At 45.7% G+C, this 18,525-nt stretch carries 12 protein-coding genes; 4 read left to right on the top strand and 8 right to left on the bottom strand.

What is annotated here, in order from left to right; translation table 11 throughout:
* Positions 1 to 130: 130 nt before the first annotated feature.
* From C3F22_RS14705 to C3F22_RS14695, 3 genes are all read right to left on the bottom strand, one after another.
* Positions 131 to 3,256, bottom strand: a complete 3,126-nt coding sequence (locus C3F22_RS14705; protein WP_104426831.1) for an efflux RND transporter permease subunit — start codon at positions 3,254 to 3,256, stop codon at positions 131 to 133.
* A gap of 2 nt (positions 3,257 to 3,258) precedes the next feature.
* Positions 3,259 to 4,362, bottom strand: a complete 1,104-nt coding sequence (locus C3F22_RS14700; protein ID WP_104426830.1) for an efflux RND transporter periplasmic adaptor subunit — start codon at positions 4,360 to 4,362, stop codon at positions 3,259 to 3,261.
* 177 nt (positions 4,363 to 4,539) lie between these two features.
* Positions 4,540 to 5,672 (bottom strand): IS3 family transposase gene (locus C3F22_RS14695; RefSeq protein ID WP_223235881.1). Its coding sequence is split into 2 segments (ribosomal slippage): positions 4,540 to 5,420 and positions 5,420 to 5,672, totalling 1,134 coding nucleotides; the frame shifts between segments, so codons are not numbered across the junction.
* A gap of 124 nt (positions 5,673 to 5,796) precedes the next feature.
* Here C3F22_RS14695 and C3F22_RS14690 point away from each other — a divergent pair.
* The 4 genes from C3F22_RS14690 (at position 5,797) to C3F22_RS14675 (ending at position 11,852) form a co-directional block, all read left to right on the top strand.
* Positions 5,797 to 6,420 (top strand): TetR/AcrR family transcriptional regulator, encoded by a 624-nt coding sequence (locus tag C3F22_RS14690; protein ID WP_104426829.1) that lies wholly within the window; start codon positions 5,797 to 5,799, stop codon positions 6,418 to 6,420.
* A 150-nt stretch (positions 6,421 to 6,570) separates the two neighbouring features.
* A complete protein-coding gene (gene ppc / locus C3F22_RS14685; protein ID WP_104426828.1) occupies positions 6,571 to 9,255 on the top strand; it encodes a phosphoenolpyruvate carboxylase in 2,685 nt (894 codons plus the stop codon).
* A gap of 298 nt (positions 9,256 to 9,553) precedes the next feature.
* Positions 9,554 to 10,849 (top strand): solute carrier family 23 protein, encoded by a 1,296-nt coding sequence (locus C3F22_RS14680; protein ID WP_104426827.1) that lies wholly within the window; start codon positions 9,554 to 9,556, stop codon positions 10,847 to 10,849.
* 97 nt (positions 10,850 to 10,946) lie between these two features.
* Positions 10,947 to 11,852, top strand: coding sequence for a LysR family transcriptional regulator (locus C3F22_RS14675; protein ID WP_104426826.1), 906 nt, complete (start codon positions 10,947 to 10,949; stop codon positions 11,850 to 11,852).
* On the opposite strand, the gene C3F22_RS14670 is transcribed toward C3F22_RS14675, so the two are convergent.
* The 5 genes from C3F22_RS14670 to ilvD (C3F22_RS14650) all read right to left on the bottom strand — a co-directional run bounded on the left by C3F22_RS14670 (position 11,849) and on the right by ilvD (C3F22_RS14650) (position 18,189).
* Positions 11,849 to 12,586 (bottom strand): sulfite exporter TauE/SafE family protein, encoded by a 738-nt coding sequence (locus C3F22_RS14670; RefSeq protein ID WP_104426825.1) that lies wholly within the window; start codon positions 12,584 to 12,586, stop codon positions 11,849 to 11,851. The genes C3F22_RS14675 and C3F22_RS14670 overlap by 4 nt on opposite strands.
* A gap of 156 nt (positions 12,587 to 12,742) precedes the next feature.
* Positions 12,743 to 13,030, bottom strand: a complete 288-nt coding sequence (locus C3F22_RS14665; RefSeq protein ID WP_004780403.1) for a chorismate mutase — start codon at positions 13,028 to 13,030, stop codon at positions 12,743 to 12,745.
* 21 nt (positions 13,031 to 13,051) lie between these two features.
* Entirely contained in the window at positions 13,052 to 14,332 is a 1,281-nt protein-coding gene (locus tag C3F22_RS14660) for a hypothetical protein (protein WP_104426824.1), read from the bottom strand.
* Between the two features lie 152 nt (positions 14,333 to 14,484).
* Positions 14,485 to 16,170, bottom strand: coding sequence for a dihydroxy-acid dehydratase (gene ilvD, locus C3F22_RS14655; protein ID WP_104426823.1), 1,686 nt, complete (start codon positions 16,168 to 16,170; stop codon positions 14,485 to 14,487).
* A 189-nt stretch (positions 16,171 to 16,359) separates the two neighbouring features.
* Positions 16,360 to 18,189 (bottom strand): dihydroxy-acid dehydratase, encoded by a 1,830-nt coding sequence (ilvD, locus tag C3F22_RS14650; RefSeq protein WP_104426822.1) that lies wholly within the window; start codon positions 18,187 to 18,189, stop codon positions 16,360 to 16,362.
* Positions 18,190 to 18,525 lie beyond the last annotated feature (336 nt).

Genomic DNA, 18,525 nt, shown 5'->3' with positions numbered 1-18,525 from the left:
CTTAGTGTGCGGCCCAGCACAAGCAAGTTCCGCAGCAGTATGTCTTTTTTGAATTATTAAAAAATCAGGCACTACTATATTGAAATTTTCAATATTTCGCACCTGAAATTATGACAAATTTAAACAGAATTTAAACTTTTTTCACTTTAAACCATTGTGCATATAAGGCTGGCAGGAAAAACAGCGTTAATAGCGTTGCAACGATCAATCCTCCCATAATGGCAACCGCCATTGGCCCGAAGAAAATGCTTCTGGATAAAGGGATCATGGCCAGAACGGCAGCCAGTGCAGTAAGGACAATCGGACGGCAACGGCGGACTGTGGCATTGATAATGGCATTCCATTGCGATTCACCTGCCTGAATATCCTGTTCAATCTGGTCAATGAGAATCAATGAGTTACGCATGATCATGCCTGACAAAGCAATCGTACCCAGCATGGCCACAAAGCCAAAAGGTTTATTGAAAATTAACAGGAATAAGACCACGCCAATAATGCCCAATGGCGCCGTTAGGAAGACAATAAAGGCACGTGAAATACTTCTAAGCTGGATCATCAATAAAGTCATCACCACTGCCAGGAACAATGGCATACCCGCATTCACTGAATTCTGCCCTCGCGCAGATTCTTCGACTGTTCCACCTACTTCAATCAGATAGCCACTTGGCATTTCTGCTCTGAGCTGCTCAAGTTGATCTTTCAACTCATTCACCACGGTTGCCGGTTGCAGTTGCGTCCGGATATCGGCCCGTACAGTAATAGTCGGCAAGCGATTCCGATGCCAGATCAGGCCTTCTTCAAAGCTGTATTCGATCTTGGCAATCTGGGCCAGAGGAACTGAACTCCCATTTGTAGTTGGTACAGCCAGACTACTCAGTGAACCGACATCGACACGTTCAGCCTGATCACCCCGTAAGCGGATTTCAATCAGTTCACGTTTTTCACGGTATTGATCAATCGCAGTTCCAGAAATTGAACTATTTAGAAAACTGGCCAAATCGCTACTACTCACGCCAAGCTGACGGGCGCGGTCCTGATCGATATCCAGTTTAATCACTTTACTTGGCTCGCCCCAGTCCAGATGTACATTGGTGGTATTCGGATTGTCTCCAACCGTCGCTGCAACTTTCTGTGCCCATTGTCGGACTAATCCAAGGTCTTCACCCGATACACGGAACTGTAATGGATAACCGACGGGTGGGCCATTTTCCAACAGAGATACGCGGGTACGGGCTTCTGGTAACAGCACCCGAATCTGGTCGCTTAAGGATTTACGGATTTCATTGCGGTCTTCAAGTGATGAAGCCAATACCACAAACTGGGCAAAGCTGGCTTGCGGCAATTGCTGATCTAGAGGTAAATAAAAACGTGGTGAACCGGTACCGATATAGACCACATAATTATCAATCCCCTCCTGTTTGGACAGGAAGTTTTCAACTTTTTTCACCGCAGCCTCAGTCGCTTTTAATGAAGCGCCCTCTTCCAGTTTCAGATCCACCAGAATTTCGGCACGGTTCGATGGCGGGAAGAATTGTTTTGGCACCAGATTAAACATCAAAATGGATAGCACAAAAATCCCGACAGTCGCCGCGATGACCGTTTTACGGTAGGTGACACAGATATTCACCCAACGACGAAAGCCCTGATAGAACTTGGTTTGATAAGGATCATGATGCTCACCCGCATGATGCACCAGCGGCTCCGGTTCAGGGCGTTTGCGTAAACGCGCCCAGAGACGCTGATACCATGGCGCTCTCTGCACCAGATCCTTATTGAAATCTGGCAGGAGTTTGTCACCCAGATAAGGCACAAACAGAACTGCGGCAATCCAAGATACTAATAGCGCCAGCGTCACCACCTGGAAAATCGAGCGGGTATATTCCCCGGTACTCGACGCTGCTGTCGCAATCGGCAGGAAACCGGCAGCAGTAATCAGGGTTCCAGTCAGCATTGGAAAAGCAGTCGTCCGCCAGGCATGACCGGCCGCCTGTAAGCGGCTAAAGCCCTGCTCCATTTTGATTGCCATCATTTCAATGGCAATAATCGCGTCATCCACCAGAAGGCCAAGTGCCAGAATCAGGGCACCCAGAGAAATCTTATGCAGACCAACATCAAACAGCTGCATCCCGGCAAAGGTCATTGCCAGTACCAGCGGAATCGAAAAAGCCACCACCAGACCGGTACGGAACCCGAGTGAGAAAAAACTCACCAAGAGAACAATAATTACGGCCTCGGCCAGAACTTTCATAAATTCATTAATACTGCGTTTCACTGCTACCGGCTGATCTGAAACTTTTTGCAGATCCATTCCTAAAGGCAAAGTTTTCTGCAACCGGGCAAATTCCTGTTCCAGATTTTTACCCAAGGCAATGATGTCACCGCCTTTACGCATCGATACGGCAATACCGATACCATTTTCGCCCATAAAGCGCATACGCGGTTGTGCCGGATCAGTAAAGCCGCGATAAACCTCCGCCACATCGCCAAGCTGGATGGTCTTGCCATTCACCAGTAAAGGTAGCTGCTGCAGTTCTTCGACATTATTCAGCGCACCACTCACCCGTACCTGAATCCGGTCAGAACCGGTTTCAAAAAAGCCCGCCTGAGTCATGGCATTTTGCTGCTGCAGTGCCTGCTGAATGGCAGTGACCGGAATACCGAGCTGGGTAGCTTTGGTGTTGGAGATTTCGATCCAGATTTTCTGGTCTTGAAGTCCAATCAGTTCAACTTTGGCAACATCCTTGACCCGTTGCAACTGTAACTGCAAACGGTCGGCATATTCTTTAAGCGTGGCATAATCAAAGTCATTGCCTTTAATGACATAGATGTTGCCGAAGGTATCGCCAAACTCATCATTGAAGAATGGACCTTGTACGCCTTGCGGCAATTCATGGCGAATATCATTGATTTTCTTGCGGACGTTATACCAGACATCTGCGACATCCTTGGAAGCCAAGGAATCCTTGGCAATAAAAGTCACCATGGATTCTCCCGGACGGGAATAGGCCATGATCCGGTCATACTGTCCGGTAGTCATCAACTCTTTTTCAATCCGGTCGGTGACCTGTAAGGACACTTCTTTAGCACTGGCACCCGGCCAGTAGGTCTGGATTACCATCACCTTAAAGGTAAATGGCGGATCCTCACTTTGTGACAGTTTGGAATAGGATACGATGCCCACCAAACCGAGCAGGATCATGAAATACAGTACCAGACCTTTATTCTTTAAGGCCCATTCAGACAGGTTAAAGTTCATATTTAACTCCCTGCCTGAATTTTCACACTACGGTTTTCACGGTCAATCGGATTGATTTTTTGCTGGTCACGCAGCAGATGCACTCCACCAATTACCACATAATCATCAGCCTTTAAACCACTGAGGACTGGCACAGAATCACGGCCATAAGAACCCAGCTGCACCGGCACTTTGCGAATAGTATGATCCGGCTTGACTACCATTACATAGGCCTGCTGATCGGTCGCTGAAACACTGGATAAAGGAACGCTAAGGACATTGTCCTGACTGTTCTGAAAGAACACCCGGGCACTCTGACCGAGCTGGATCTGGCTATTACCTTCGCGTAAAGCCACTTTCACCCGGAAGGTACGCGATTGATCTGCTGCTGGTGAAATCTCACGAACAAAGGCGGTGAATTTTTCATTCGGTTTAGACCATAACGTGACCCAGGCCGGCTGACCGGTTTTAATTTCGGAAATTGCCTGTTCAGGAACCCCAATTACGACTTCACGCTCACCAGCTATCGCCAGTTCAAAGGCGGCCTGCCCTGCTGCAACGACCTGACCAATTTCGATATTGCGTGCAGTAATTACCCCACTTTTATTGGCAATGAGCTGGTTATAAGCGGTCTGGTTTTTAGCCGTATCATAATTGGACTGAGCTTGTTTCAGATTTGACGCGGCTGCCTTGTATTGATTTTCAATCGCATCATATTGCGAGCGGCTCACGGCATTGGTCGGTAACAGCTGCTTGAAACGCTGTAATTCATCCTGAGCAATTTTACTGGCCGATTGAGCACTTTCCAGCTGGGCACGTGCTGCATTGAGCTGGAGCTGGGCATCTTTCACATCTAGGGTCGCCAAGACCTGCCCGACTTTTACCTGATCGCCCACATCGACAAAGCGCTGGGTGACCTGCCCGCCTACCCGGAATGCCAGTGCTGTTTGCTGACGTGCCTGGACATCACCGGCATAGCTTTTCAATTCCTGATGTGAAGTTTTCGGTGTGGTCACCATGACAAATGGAACTTCCTGTTCTGCTGCAGCGCTGTCCTTGCTACATCCTGAGAAAGCCATACTGCATAGGACGATCATGCCAGCCAGTGCGATCTGTATCGTGCTCATTATTGTTCGCTCTTATCTAATCATCATTTTTAGGGCAAAATAGGTAGATATATAAATTGCTTATTTTTTAATTAATATACCACCCGGTACACTAATTAGGATTCTGCAGTTAAAACAGAGGTGGTCCCACATGTTTGAACAACTAAAAGCTTATTTATAAGTGATACTCTGCTCTAGTTAAGCTACCTTATTTTGTTGTGGTAGCTGGTCATAGTAAAACTCATCTGGAGTCATTTTGTCCAGACTCGAATGAGGTCGTTTCAAATTATAAAATTCAAAATATGCGTTTAATTGCTTCTTCGCATCCAAAACATTGCTGTAGGCTTTGAGATACACCTCTTCATATTTAACGCTCCGCCATAATCGTTCAACCATCACATTATCAACCCATCGACCTTTACCATCCATACTGATTTGAATGCCATTTGATTTCAATACATCAATAAATGCATCACTGGTAAACTGACTGCCTTGGTCTGTATTAAATATTTCAGGTCGACCATATTTTTCAATAGCTTCATTTAATGTTTCTATGCAAAATGTAACCTCCATACTAATCGATACTCTATGCGCAAGTACCTTGCGGCTATGCCAATCAATCACAGCACATAAATAAACAAAGCCTTTTGCCATAGGGATATACGTTATATCCGTAGACCACACTTGATTACTGCGCTGAATAGCCAATCCTTTGAGCAGATATGGATATTTGCGGTGAGCTTGATTAGCCTGGCTTAAATTTGGTTTGCAATATAACGCATTAATGCCCATTTTCTTCATTAAAGTACGTGTATGACGTCGTCCTATATGATGTCCTTGACGATTCAACAAATCACGCATCATACGGCTACCTGCAAAAGGGTATTGCATATGTAACTCATCCATACACCGCATCAGCTTCAGATCTGATGCACTCACAGGTTTTGGGCGATAGTAATAACAACCACGGGAGACTTTCAGCAGCTGAGCTTGCTTAGATACTGAAATCTGAAGTGAGTCATCGATTAACTTTTGTGGTTGAAGCGGCCCAGTTTCTTCAACACACCTTCTAAAAAATCAATTTCTAATGCCTGCTCACCGATTTTTGCATGTAGTTTTTTTAGATCGATGGGTGGTTCTGTTGGAGCTTTTGATTGATCGAAAGCTTGCGAGGAAGCTGAAATCAGTTGATTTTTCCAGTCGATAATTTGGTTTTGATGAACATCAAATTCAGCACTCAATTCAGCAAGTGTTTTTTCTGCTTTAATCGCAGCAAGTGCTACCTTAGCTTTAAAATCATTTGAATGATTTCTTCTTGGTCTACGTGCCATAAAATACTCCATATATTGATGTTTATAACATCATTTGGGAAGCAAAATATCACTTATAAGTGTTGTTCAAATTTCCTGATCCACCTCTAAACAATGACCATATTGATTTTTTTTGGATGGAATTGTGCAAATACCGGTTGGACGACCCAAGGATCTGGAGAAACGCCAGCGTATTCTGAACGCAGCGAAACAGCTGTTTTTACAGCATGGTTATCATGGTTCCAGCATGAACCAGATTGCGCTGGAGGCAGGTGTGACCAAACTCACTGTCTATAATCATTTTCAGGATAAGGCCACGCTGTTTAGCTGTGCGGTTGAAGAGACCTGTGAGGCAATTCTGCAGGAATCTCCTAAAGTTCTGCAGCCTGATAATGATTTTCAGCAGAAGCTATATCAGATCTGTCTGCGCTCATTCAATATTGCCAATCTGCCGGAAGCTCTCAAACTGGACCTGCTCATCATGCAACTGGCTTATGAAAAAAATCCGTTGGCGGAACGTTTTTATACGGCCTCACATATCAAGCTGAATCAGGCCTGGCATGATTTCTTTGAGCAGGCGCAGCAACATCAATTTATCCAGACTGATGATCCGCAGCATCAGACCGAACTGATGGTGTCCTTACTGTTAGGTATGCGACATCACAAAGTCTTATTGGGCTTAAGTCCGCTACCCGACATGCAGCAACGCCATCAGATCATCCAGCAGGCCATCGAGATCTTTATGCTGAAATATGCCATTTCCTGTTAAATTTCTTCTATCTGGCCTGATCCTTGCAACAGCGTAAGGACTAAAATTCATCCAATTATCAACAAATAATATTCAACTTTTGTCTGCAAAAGACTTGGATTGTCATGCAGTCGGGGTATAGTCAAAGGAAGAATCGGAGGAATATAAAAAATGGTTCAACAGATTGATGCACCTCTACGCGAAGACGTACGTTTACTGGGTAATCTACTGGGAGAAACCCTGAAGTTACATGCGGGGCAAGATTTGTTTAATCAGGTCGAGCAAATTCGGGCCTTATCGAAAGGTGCTCGCGATGGACAGGTTGAAGCAGAAAAACAGCTGGAACAATTATTCCTGACTTTAGAAGATCATGAAATCCTGCCATTGACCCGTGCCTTCACCCATTTCCTAAACTTTGCCAATATTGCCGAACAGTACCATGTGGTACGTCGTCGCCGTCAAAGCGAATTTGAGGAAACTACAGAATCTCCAAATCCTCTGGTGCCTTTATTTGAAAAATTCAAACAGCAAGAAATTTCTGCAGAAACCTTATATCAGCAAATCTGTGAATTAAAGATTGAACTGGTGCTGACCGCACATCCAACAGAAGTCAGCCGACGCACCTTGATCCAGAAATATGATGGTATCAATAATGCCCTGTCCAAATTTGACCAGCAGAAATTGACCCCACGTGAACGTCAGGCAGTTTTGGCTGACTTAAAACAGCTCATCAGTTCTGCCTGGCAAACTGATGAAATCCGTCAGCATCGTCCAACCCCGGTGGATGAAGCCAAATGGGGCTTTACCACAATTGAACAAACCCTCTGGAATGCGGTGCCTAAATTCATCCGTGAACTGAACGGCATGGTTGAGGAACAATGTGGCCAGACTTTGCCGCTAGATGTTGCTCCGGTACGTTTCGCTTCCTGGATGGGTGGCGACCGGGATGGCAACCCGAATGTGACGCATAATGTGACTCAGGAAGTATTGTGGTTGTCACGCTGGAAAGCAGCTGATCTTTATCTGCGTGATATTGAAAACCTGCGCTGGGAACTTTCTATTCAGCAATGCAGTGATGAAATTACACAGGCATTAGGCCATCAACATCCTGAACCGTACCGTGAATATTTACGCGATATCCGTGAACGTCTAAAAATTACCCGGGCTTGGCTGGCTGAAAAACTGCATGGCAAAGATGCTGATGATAGTCGAGTGATTAAAAGTAAAGATGAGTTATTAAAACCTTTACTGACCTGTTATCGCTCATTGATGGCGTGCAATCTGGCAGAACTTGCCAATAGCAGTCTGCTGGACCTGATTTACCGGGTGAACTGTTTCGGCATTGAACTGCTCAAACTGGATATCCGTCAGGAATCTGGTCGTCATCGTCAGGCCATTTCAGCCATTACTGAATATCTGGGTCTGGGTAATTTTGAAACCTGGACTGAACAGGCCCGTCAAAACTTCCTGTTGCAGGAACTGCAAAGTAAACGTCCTCTACTACCTAAACACCTGAATGAACCAGCGGCTAGCCTGATTGAACATCCAGATGTACAGGAAGTGTTTACCACCATGCGCACATTGGCCGAACAGCCAAGTGAGTCTCTGGGCGCCTATATTATTTCCATGGCCGAATATCCAAGTGATGTGCTGGCCGTCTTGCTGCTGCAAAAAGAAGCCGGGATTAAACAGCCTTTACGGGTAGTGCCTTTATTTGAAACCTTAAAAGATCTCGACGGCGCTGCTGACACCATGTCGACACTCTTTAATATGCACTGGTACAAGCAGCATATTCAGGGCAAGCATGAAGTCATGATTGGTTATTCGGATTCGGCCAAAGATGCCGGCTTTATGTCAGCCAACTGGGCACAGTACCGTGCGCAAGAAGAACTGACCGCAGTTGCTAAACAGCATGGTATACAGCTGACCCTGTTCCATGGTCGTGGCGGCTCGATCAGCCGTGGTGGTGCACCCACCCAGCAAGCGCTGTTCTCACAACCGCCGGGTTCGATTTCAGGCGCCATCCGGGTGACTGAACAGGGTGAGATGATTCGCTTTAAATTTGGTCTGGAAGAAATCGCGCTACAAAATCTAGAAATTTATACTGCAGCGACTTTGGAAGCGACTTTATTACCGCCACCCGAACCGAAACCGGAATGGCGTGATCTGATGCATAAAATGACGGATCTGTCGGTACAGGTCTATCGTCAGACAGTACGTGAAAATCCACATTTCGTGAAATACCTGCGTACCGTAACTCCAGAACTGGAATTACAAATGTTGCCGCTTGGTTCACGTCCGGCCAAACGTAAGGTCAGCGGTGGGATTGAATCCTTGCGTGCCATTCCCTGGGTCTTTGCTTGGACCCAGATCCGTTTGATGTTACCGGCCTGGCTGGGTACCGGTGCCGCATTAAATGAGGTACTGGATCAAGGGCAACGTACAATTCTAGATGAAATGCTAACTGAATGGCCTTATTTCCAGACCCTGATTGATATGCTGGAAATGGTACTCTCCAAAGCAGACAGCAATGTCGCGCTCTATTACGAATCGCATCTGACTCAGGATGAAGATCTGAAAGAGCTCGGCACGGAACTGCGTCAACGCTTGCAGGATGCTATTCAGACCTTATTAACCTTAAAAGGGGAATCAAAACTGCTCAGCAGTAATGGCGTCTTGGATCAGTCCATGACCGTGCGTAAACCTTATCTGTTACCGCTCCATTTACTACAAGCCGAACTGATGAAACGTCGTCGGTTATATCTGGAACAGCAGCAGGCTGAACACACTCCGGTCGATCATGCCCTGATGGTGAGTATTGCCGGCATTGCCGCCGGTTTACGAAATACCGGTTGATTTTTTTCTCTTCCATTTAAAGCACATCTACACGATGTGCTTTTTTATTGATCAGTCAATAGCCAAAAAAAGCTTTATTTATATATCAAATTAAAATTACTTATAGAAGTTAAATATGAATTGTCCGGGAATTAATCCACTGATTTAACTTTAGTTTTGATTTAAAAAACTTTTACCGCACGGTAAAATCTCAAATAAAGTCATAGAATTAATTTGAACAAAAATTTTGTTTCAGTGATTAAATCTTCTAAAAAACAAGAGTATGATGTGCACAATTTATCTTTTGAGTGCTCATTTTATGTCCAATTGGTTTCCCAAGTGGCGCCCTTATAAGGGTAGTATCGATGCACGACCAGTAGGTACCGCAGAGTATTTACCGCCTGCCCAGACCCTGATCTTGGGGGTACAACATGCCTTTGCCATGTTCGGTGCGACGGTACTGGCGCCATTTCTAATGGGTTTTGATCCCAATCTGGCCATTTTAATGTCGGGGATCTGTACCATCCTGTTCTTCCTGATCACGGGTGGTCGTGTACCAAGTTATCTGGGTTCAAGCTTTGCGTTCATTGGGGTAGTGATTGCGGCAACCGGTTATGCAGGTGCTGGCGGACTAAATCCAAATATTGGTGTCGCCGCTGGCGGGATTATTGCCTGTGGTGTGCTTTATGCCTTGATGGGTGTTCTGGTCATGGCAACAGGAACCCGCTGGATTGAAAAATTGATGCCGCCTGTAGTGACCGGTGCGGTGGTGATGATTATTGGTCTGAACCTGGCCCCTGTGACTGTGAAAAACGTCATGGGCAATACCTTTAATATGTGGATGTCACTGGTGACCGTCCTGTGTATGGGTTCCATTGCGGTGTTTACCAAAGGTCTGGTACAGCGTTTATTGCTCTTGATCGGTTTATTGCTGGCTTACTTCATTTACTACATTTTAAGTAATGTAATGGGCTATGGGACTGCAATTGATTTTGCGCCCATTCAGCAAGCTGGCTGGTTTGGTGTTCCGAGCTTCCATGCGCCAGTATTTGATACCAATGCCATGCTGATCATTGCGCCTATTGCCCTGATTCTGATTGCAGAAAACTTGGGACATATTAAAGCCGTAGGTGCCATGACCGGTGAAAATCTGGATCCGCATATCGGTAAAGCCTTTGTAGCGGACGGTATTGCAACTACCTTGGCAGGTGGTGTGGGCGCACCGGGTATGACTACCTATGGTGAAAATATTGGTGTGATGGCCGTTACCCGGGTTTACTCGACGATTATCTTTGCTGTTGCCGGTGTATTTGCGGTATTCCTAGGTTTATCGCCGAAATTTGGTGCGATTATTCATACCATTCCAACAGCGATTTTAACCGGCGCCTCAATTGTGGTCTTTGGTCTGATTACTATTGCCGGTGCGAAAATCTGGATCGAAAATAAAGTCGATTTTTCACAGAACAAAAACCTGATGGTGGCAGCAGTAACGATTATTCTGGGTACAGGTGACTTTGCTCTAACCTTTGGTAACTTTAACCTCGGTGGAATTGGTACAGCGACCTTTGCTGCGTTATTCCTGAACTGGTTCTTTAGCCTGGTCGATAAAAAATAATTCGAAGACTTAAATTTTCAAGCAGCCTCCGGGCTGCTTTTTTTATATCGCAAGAATTGTTTAAATAGGCCTGATCTTTTATATGAGCATCCTGCCGATGCGTCTGGATTTTTTTGATTTACGTCTTTTTCTCAATATAGTCGACACAGGTAGTCTGACCAAAGGTGCTGAACGCTCTGCCATTTCCTTACAGGCAGCCAGTGAGCGGATTAAAAAGCTGGAACAGCAATATCAGGTCAGTCTGTTCAGCCGCCATTCTGGCGGGGTGAAAATGACTTTTGCGGGACAGGTCTTTGCTGAGCATGCCCAAGCCCTGTTGCAACAGGAACAACAGTTGTCTCAAGCCATGGCCGGTTTTAGTGAAGGACTCAATTCCAATATCAGCTTATGGTGTAACTCTTCAGCACAAAGTGAGTACCTTCCTCTATTATTGCCACAGTATCTGGTGAATAACCCAAATATCCAGATCGATCTCAAAGAAGCAGAGAGCAATGACATCATTGCGACTTTGGCGAGTGGTACTGCCAAACTAGGACTTATTTCCAGTTTTTTTCCTGCCCCTCAATTACAGACTCTGGAATTTTCAGATGATCCTCTGGTGCTGATCTGCCCTGAACCGCATGGTCTGGCAACGAATCAGGCATTAAAATTAGCAGACTGTCTGAGTTATCCTTTTGTTGGTCTGATGCAATATCACTCTTTGCAGCAATCCATCGAAACTCAGGCTCGCTTGCTGAACTGTGAAATTCAATACCGCTTACGCTTACCAAATTTTGCCGCCATTGCCCAGGTTGTGGCCAATGGTGTAGGTATCGCGATCATGCCAAAACGTGCTGCACAACGTTTGTCGAAGCTCTATGCATTTCAGCAAATCCAACTGACGGGAGATTGGGCCAACCGCAAGTTATTGTTAGCTGCAAAGAACTTTGATGAACTAAGCACGGCCTATCAGCACTTTAGCCAGTTCCTCATTTCTGCGGATGTACAAAAAATCCTGAATTAAATCCAGCCGAATTGATGCAGCATCATATAGCTGCCTAAGGCGATCAGGCCGATAAAAAATACTGTCCGGAATTTCTGTTCAGGGATACGGGAACGGATTTTTTTGCCGAACCACATCCCGATCAAGGCCGGAATCAGTGCAATCGCCGACATGGCATAATCAATCGGCATATCTTCCACCGGGTTTTGGTGCAGGAAAATTGCCAAACACACTGTCGAGGTGGTAAATACCAATCCTAAGGCCTGAACCAGATCATCACGTTTTAAATGCAGGGTTTGCAAATAAGGTACCACTGGAATTACCACTACCCCGGTTGCCACGGTCAAGGCCCCCCCGAGATATCCCATAATCGGAGAAAGCCACTTTTCATACTGGCTTAAATCTGGCATCCGTTTCGCCAGTAAACCATATAGGCCATACAGGGCAAGCATCCCCCCCAGTAAGGCTTCACTATGAAATTCAGAATGGCCTAAGGTCGGGAAAATACTCCAGACTGAACCCACAATAATGCCTGCCAGCAATAGCCAGAAACGGCGAATCAGTTTCAGCACATGACCTTCGGCAAAGAGTTGCCAGAAATTGGTCAGCATCGAAGGCACAATCAGTAAAGTTGCTGCCTGGAATGGGCTCATAAATATGGTCAGCAAACCCATGGACACCGCAGGCAAACCTAATCCAATGGTGCCTTTAATCAGACCAGCCAGAGCAAAAATAGCAATAACAAAAGCAGTCATCTGATGACCCTAAATTGATTTAAGCCCATGCTATAGAAATCACGAATAGAGTAAAATCAGGGTTTTAAGAAGGAAGCCTCAAGTAAATCTTGAGGCTTCAGATGGAGGTGCTGAAACTGATCAGATTCATCAGCAAAAATCGGATATGAAAATTGTTTAAGGACGAAACTCTTTCAGTTCACGCTGAATGAAATACTGGAACATTTCCCGGTACAGATGCTCAATAAACGCCTGATCCACACCCTGCTGTTGTGCCAAGGCTTTGACATTTTCCACAATCTGCTCCATACGCTCCGGTGATTGCAGATCAGTTTCAGTTTTTTTAAAACGGGTGGTTTGATCAACATAAAATTGACGCGCAGCGATCAGCTCGACTAAAGCTGTATCAATGGCATCGATCTGTTGACGTGCATGTTGTAATGATTCAGCTTTGATTTTTTCCATGTTTATTCAGTCACTTTCAGTTTAGTTATCACTCTTATACTTTTCTTCTAACACATTACTGAAAATACTTTCAATCATCCAGACACGATATAAGCTATTAAATGTATAACTTTGCCCATCAATACGCAGTTCTAGGACCGGTAAATTCGGCTGGGACTTCATTTCACATAAGGTGTCATTTTCCTGCAACTTGGCCAGAACATCTTCCTGAGTCAGTTCAGTAATATTCAGTTCCTGCTGCATACGCTTGAAATGCGCTGCATAAGACAGATCATAACCACGAGTCCAGACCGCTTCCAGAATCTGGTACATGGCTTCAATCCGCTGCTCTTCCGGACAGCTATAAAACAATTGCGCCATCGGCATCACGGCCTGCTCGGTTGGCCGGCAGAATGGGGTAAATTTGACTTCAGTTCGCTTGGATAAGCGCGTCGCCAGACTCCAGTCAAACCAGTCCCGTCCCTGATAAGACAGCGGATAAACATTCAACTGGATATTATAAAAATCAGCCAGCTCTTCTTTAATATAGGCCAACAATAACCAGGAAATCGGATCTTCCAGAGCGATATACAGGTCTAGCTCCGGGTCCATGGACTGGATTTCATTCAGCTCTTCGGCATCACTGATTAGATGCTCGCGCCATTCAATATGATTGATCAGGAAAATCGGGTTGCCGGTCAGTAATCTCTGCTGTTTCAGGCGACGGGTCAGACGTAACAAGTCATCTACCGCCTGATACTGGCGTCCGCCAAACTGGAAATAGCTGGCCAGAATCGGACTATGCTCAAAAATTCGTTCCGGAAAATTCTGCGGCGCATAATGACGGCTGGCCATCGCATATAAGGTGCGCAATTTTCCGTTCTGTTTTTGCCAGAGCATATGGAATACATCTTCTAGCAAATATAGAAAATCCTGTCCGCGTAACGGTGTATTTCTCAGGATATTTTCTGCCTGCTTTAAGGCGTCAGCTGTCGGTAATTCTGGGGTGTCATGAAAGCTGAAACGATGCTGTTTAGATAAAATTTTGGCATCATTCAGGCAATAGTGCTGCCATTCATCAAAAGACATTTGATTAGGCGGTTCAGCCCGCTGATCTGAAATGATGACTTTGAGTGGCTTCAGTTCCGGACTGAGAATTTCTTCTAGTTGCGGTAACTGTTGTACCGCCAGATAACTATAAACATCATCCAGTCTTAAATGGATGCTCAAGCCATCTTCAATAGATAACACCGTTTGACGAACTGGTTTCTGGTAAAACCAACTCGATCGGATTGGATCAAACCAACGGCGTAGCAGGGACATGAGAGGTGCCTCGAAAAGATTTTGTCATGCCAGCCCTTGCCAGCAGGATCGTTTTATTCAACATCCTATTATGAGGATGTTTATGACCTGATATAAGTCTTGTGCAAAACTTATATCAAGTCAGCAACAAATGTTCAATGTTTTCTAGGACTTTAGATTTCAAGATTTAGGTCAGTCACGGCCCCGGTCTCCGCCCCAGAGGTTAGTTTGGCGAATTTCGCCAGTGCCCCGTGAGTGTAATTCGGTTTCGGTTTCACCCAGGCCGCCTGACGTGCAGCAAGCTCTTTATTCGAAATATGCCAAGTCATTTCACGGGTTTCCGCATTAATGGAAATTTCATCGCCATTTTGTACCAGACCAATCGGGCCACCCTCATAGGCTTCCGGTGTGACATGACCAATCACAAAACCATGACTTCCACCTGAGAAACGGCCATCAGTAATCAGTGCGACTGAATCCCCCAGACCTTTACCAATAATGGCAGAAGTCGGTTTCAGCATTTCCGGCATACCCGGCCCACCTTTAGGCCCGACACCGCGAATGACAACTACTTCACCTGGTTGAACTTCGCCATCCAGAATCCCGCGCATCGCGCCCTGTTCGCCTTCAAACACCCGTGCCGGTCCTTTGAAATATAGACCTTCCTTACCGGTAATTTTGGCGACTGCACCATTCGGTGACAGGTTGCCTTTCATAATGATCAAATGCGAATCTTTTTTCACCGGTTTGTCGAATGGCAAGATAATCTGCTGACCTTCAGGATAATCTTCTACATCGGCCAGGTTTTCTGCCAGTGTTTTTCCAGTCACAGTCAGGCAGGAACCATCTAGCATGCCAGCATCCAGCATGCGTTTCATCAATGGCTGGATTCCACCAATAGCAATCAGTTCTGACATCAGGTATTTACCGGATGGGCGGACATCAGCCACGACAGGAATTTCTTTTCCAATTCGTACAAAGTCATCTAGGCTCAGCTCCACACCCGCCGTATGCGCCATTGCCAAAAGATGTAGCACCCCATTGGTTGATCCACCCAATGCAATCAATACTTTAATTGAATTTTCAAAAGCCGCTTTGGTCATGATGTCACGTGGCTTGATGTCCAGACGAAGTAGGTTCATCACTGCTTCACCAGCACAGGCACAATCGATCTGTTTGTCTTCAGACACCGCTTCCTGTGCTGATGAACCCGGTAGGCTCATACCGAGGGCTTCAATCGCAGAGGCCATGGAGTTCGCGGTGTACATCCCGCCACAAGAACCTGGGCCCGGCAACGACACTTCTTCAATGTGTTTCACCTGAATCGCATTAATTTCGCCTTTGGCATGCTGACCGACCGCTTCAAATACAGAAATCATGTCAGTATGGCCTTCACCCGGCTTGATGGTACCGCCATAAATAAACAGACCCGGACGGTTTAAGCGTGCCAAGCCCATGATGCAGCCCGGCATATTTTTATCACAACCGCCAATGGCAATCACGCCATCATAGGCCTGACAACCAACTACTGCTTCAATCGAATCGGCAATAATTTCCCGCGATAGCAAGGAATATTTCATGCCTTCAGTACCGTTGGAAATCCCATCAGAAATAGTGATGGTATTGAAGATAATGCCCTTACCACCGGCAGCATTCAAGCCCTGCTCGACTGTACGTGCCAGGCCATCAATATGCATATTGCAAGGGGTCACATTGGCCCAGGTTGACGCGATCCCGATAAACGGACGAGTAAAGTCTTCATCCTGAAAACCGGTGGCACGCATCATGGAACGGGCCGGTGCATTCTCGATGCCTTCATAGACGGGAGCAGAATGTTCTCGGATATTGTCTTTACTCATTTTATTCGTCCTGGATGTAATTCTTGTGAAGCCTAAAAGCTGTCTAGGTTTTATTTGATTGTATAGAAAGCGATCTTTAGATAAAAGTAAGACTCTGTGTATCTGATTCAGTTATTTGAGGTAGTGCAATTATCAAAAATAAAAAAAGCACCCCTCTGGAGTGCTTTTTTGCGCTATAAAATTTACAGCTTAGATTTCACGTACCGCGCCTTTTGCCGCACTTGTGGTATGCATTGCATAGGCTTTCAAAGCTTTAGAAATCTTACGTGGACGGTCTTCCACTGGATGCCATCCTTTTTCATCTTGAGCAGCACGACGAGCGGCCATAGTCGCATCATCCACAGCCAGGTGAATGGTACGGTTTGGAATATCGATTTCGATACGGTCGCCATCTTCAACCAGACCAATTGCACCACCTTCAGCCGCTTCCGGAGAAACGTGACCAATCGACAGACCTGAAGAACCACCAGAGAAACGGCCGTCAGTCAGAAGTGCGCACTCTTTACCAAGACCTTTAGATTTCAGGTAGCTGGTTGGGTACAGCATTTCCTGCATACCAGGGCCACCACGTGGACCTTCGTAACGAATCACAACTACATCACCTGCTGTGATTTTGCCACCCAGAATCGCATCTACCGCAGAATCCTGGCTTTCAAATACACGTGCAGCCCCGTTAAATTTCAGGATTGATTCATCTACACCAGCAGTTTTTACGATACAGCCATCCAGCGCGATGTTGCCATAAAGTACAGCCAGACCACCGTCTTTAGAGAAAGCATGTTCTGCATTACGGATCACACCATTTTCACGGTCGCCATCCAGACGTGAGTAGTAACGGTCTTGTGAGAATGCAGTTTGAGTTGGTACACCGCCCGGTGCTGATTTAAAGAATTTATACACTTCTTCATCTTCAGTACGGATGATGTCCCATTTATCTAAAGCATCTTTTAATGTTGCTTCGTGAACCGTACCGACAGAGGTATCTAACAGGCCTGCACGATCCAGTTCACCGAGAATCGACATGATCCCGCCGGCACGGTGCACATCTTCCATGTGCACGTCATTCTTCGCAGGAGCAACCTTACACAGCACTGGTACTTTACGAGACAGACGGTCGATATCATCCATCGTAAAGTCTACACCAGCTTCGTTTGCAGCAGCTAATAAGTGCAGAACAGTATTGGTTGACCCCCCCATTGCGATATCTAAAGTCATGGCATTTTCGTACGATGCTTTGGTCACCATTGAACGTGGCAATACGCTGTAATCGTCCTGTTCATAATGGCGTTTTGCCAGTTCAACAATGAGAGAACCTGCACGTTCGAACAGTTTTTTACGGTTCGCATGAGTTGCCAAAGTTGAACCGTTACCTGGAAGTGACAGACCTAAGGCTTCAGTCAAGCAGTTCATTGAGTTCGCAGTGAACATACCTGAACATGAACCACAGGTTGGACATGCAGAACGTTCGTATTCTGCAACTTCTTCGTCAGTATAGTTATCATCTGCAGCGACGATCATCGCATCGATCAGGTCGATCGCTTTGTCATTACCACGGATTTTTACTTTACCGGCTTCCATCGGACCGCCAGACACGAACACCACTGGAATGTTCAGACGCATTGCTGCCATCAACATCCCCGGAGTGATCTTGTCACAGTTCGAGATACACACCATGGCATCGGCACAGTGTGCGCTGACCATATATTCCACCGAGTCAGCAATCAGGTCGCGTGAAGGCAGTGAATACAACATACCGTCATGACCCATCGCGATGCCGTCATCAACAGCAATGGTATTGAATTCTTTTGCTACACCGCCTGCCTGTTCAATCTGACGTGCCACGAGCTGGCCTAGATCTTTAAGGTGAACATGACCCGGTACAAACTGAGTGAATGAGTTCACCACTGCAATAATCGGTTTACCGAAGTCTTCATCCTTCATCCCAGTTGCGCGCCATAAGCCACGCGCACCCGCCATGTTTCTTCCGTGTGTCGATGTTTTTGAACGATAGTCAGGCATTTTATATTTCCAACAAAGTTTGAGCTTGAAATGAACCGAAAAAGGTTCACTCTGGCTAGATCATACTGACAATGAGCTTAAATCAGTCGAATGTTAGACCTATCATACTACAAGCCATTGTTTTACAAGATGACCTATTCGTTGTAGATGCAGACAAAAATGTCTATAGAGAGGTCTCGGTGAGCTGACAATAAAAATCTCTTAATAAAGCTACTATACCGCCATCATGGATCGGACAATACAAAACTTTCATGAATAATTTTTAGAATTTGCATGAGTTTTTTTTATATAAAATTTAATTAAAAGTGGGAATCTATAATCGCTGTAACAGTTAAG

It is taken from the genome of Acinetobacter sp. ACNIH1 (assembly GCF_002934695.1).
Lineage (GTDB): Bacteria > Pseudomonadota > Gammaproteobacteria > Pseudomonadales > Moraxellaceae > Acinetobacter > Acinetobacter variabilis.
The sequence above is the reverse complement of the archived record's forward strand: the minus strand, read 5'-3'. Positions and strand labels throughout refer to the sequence as shown.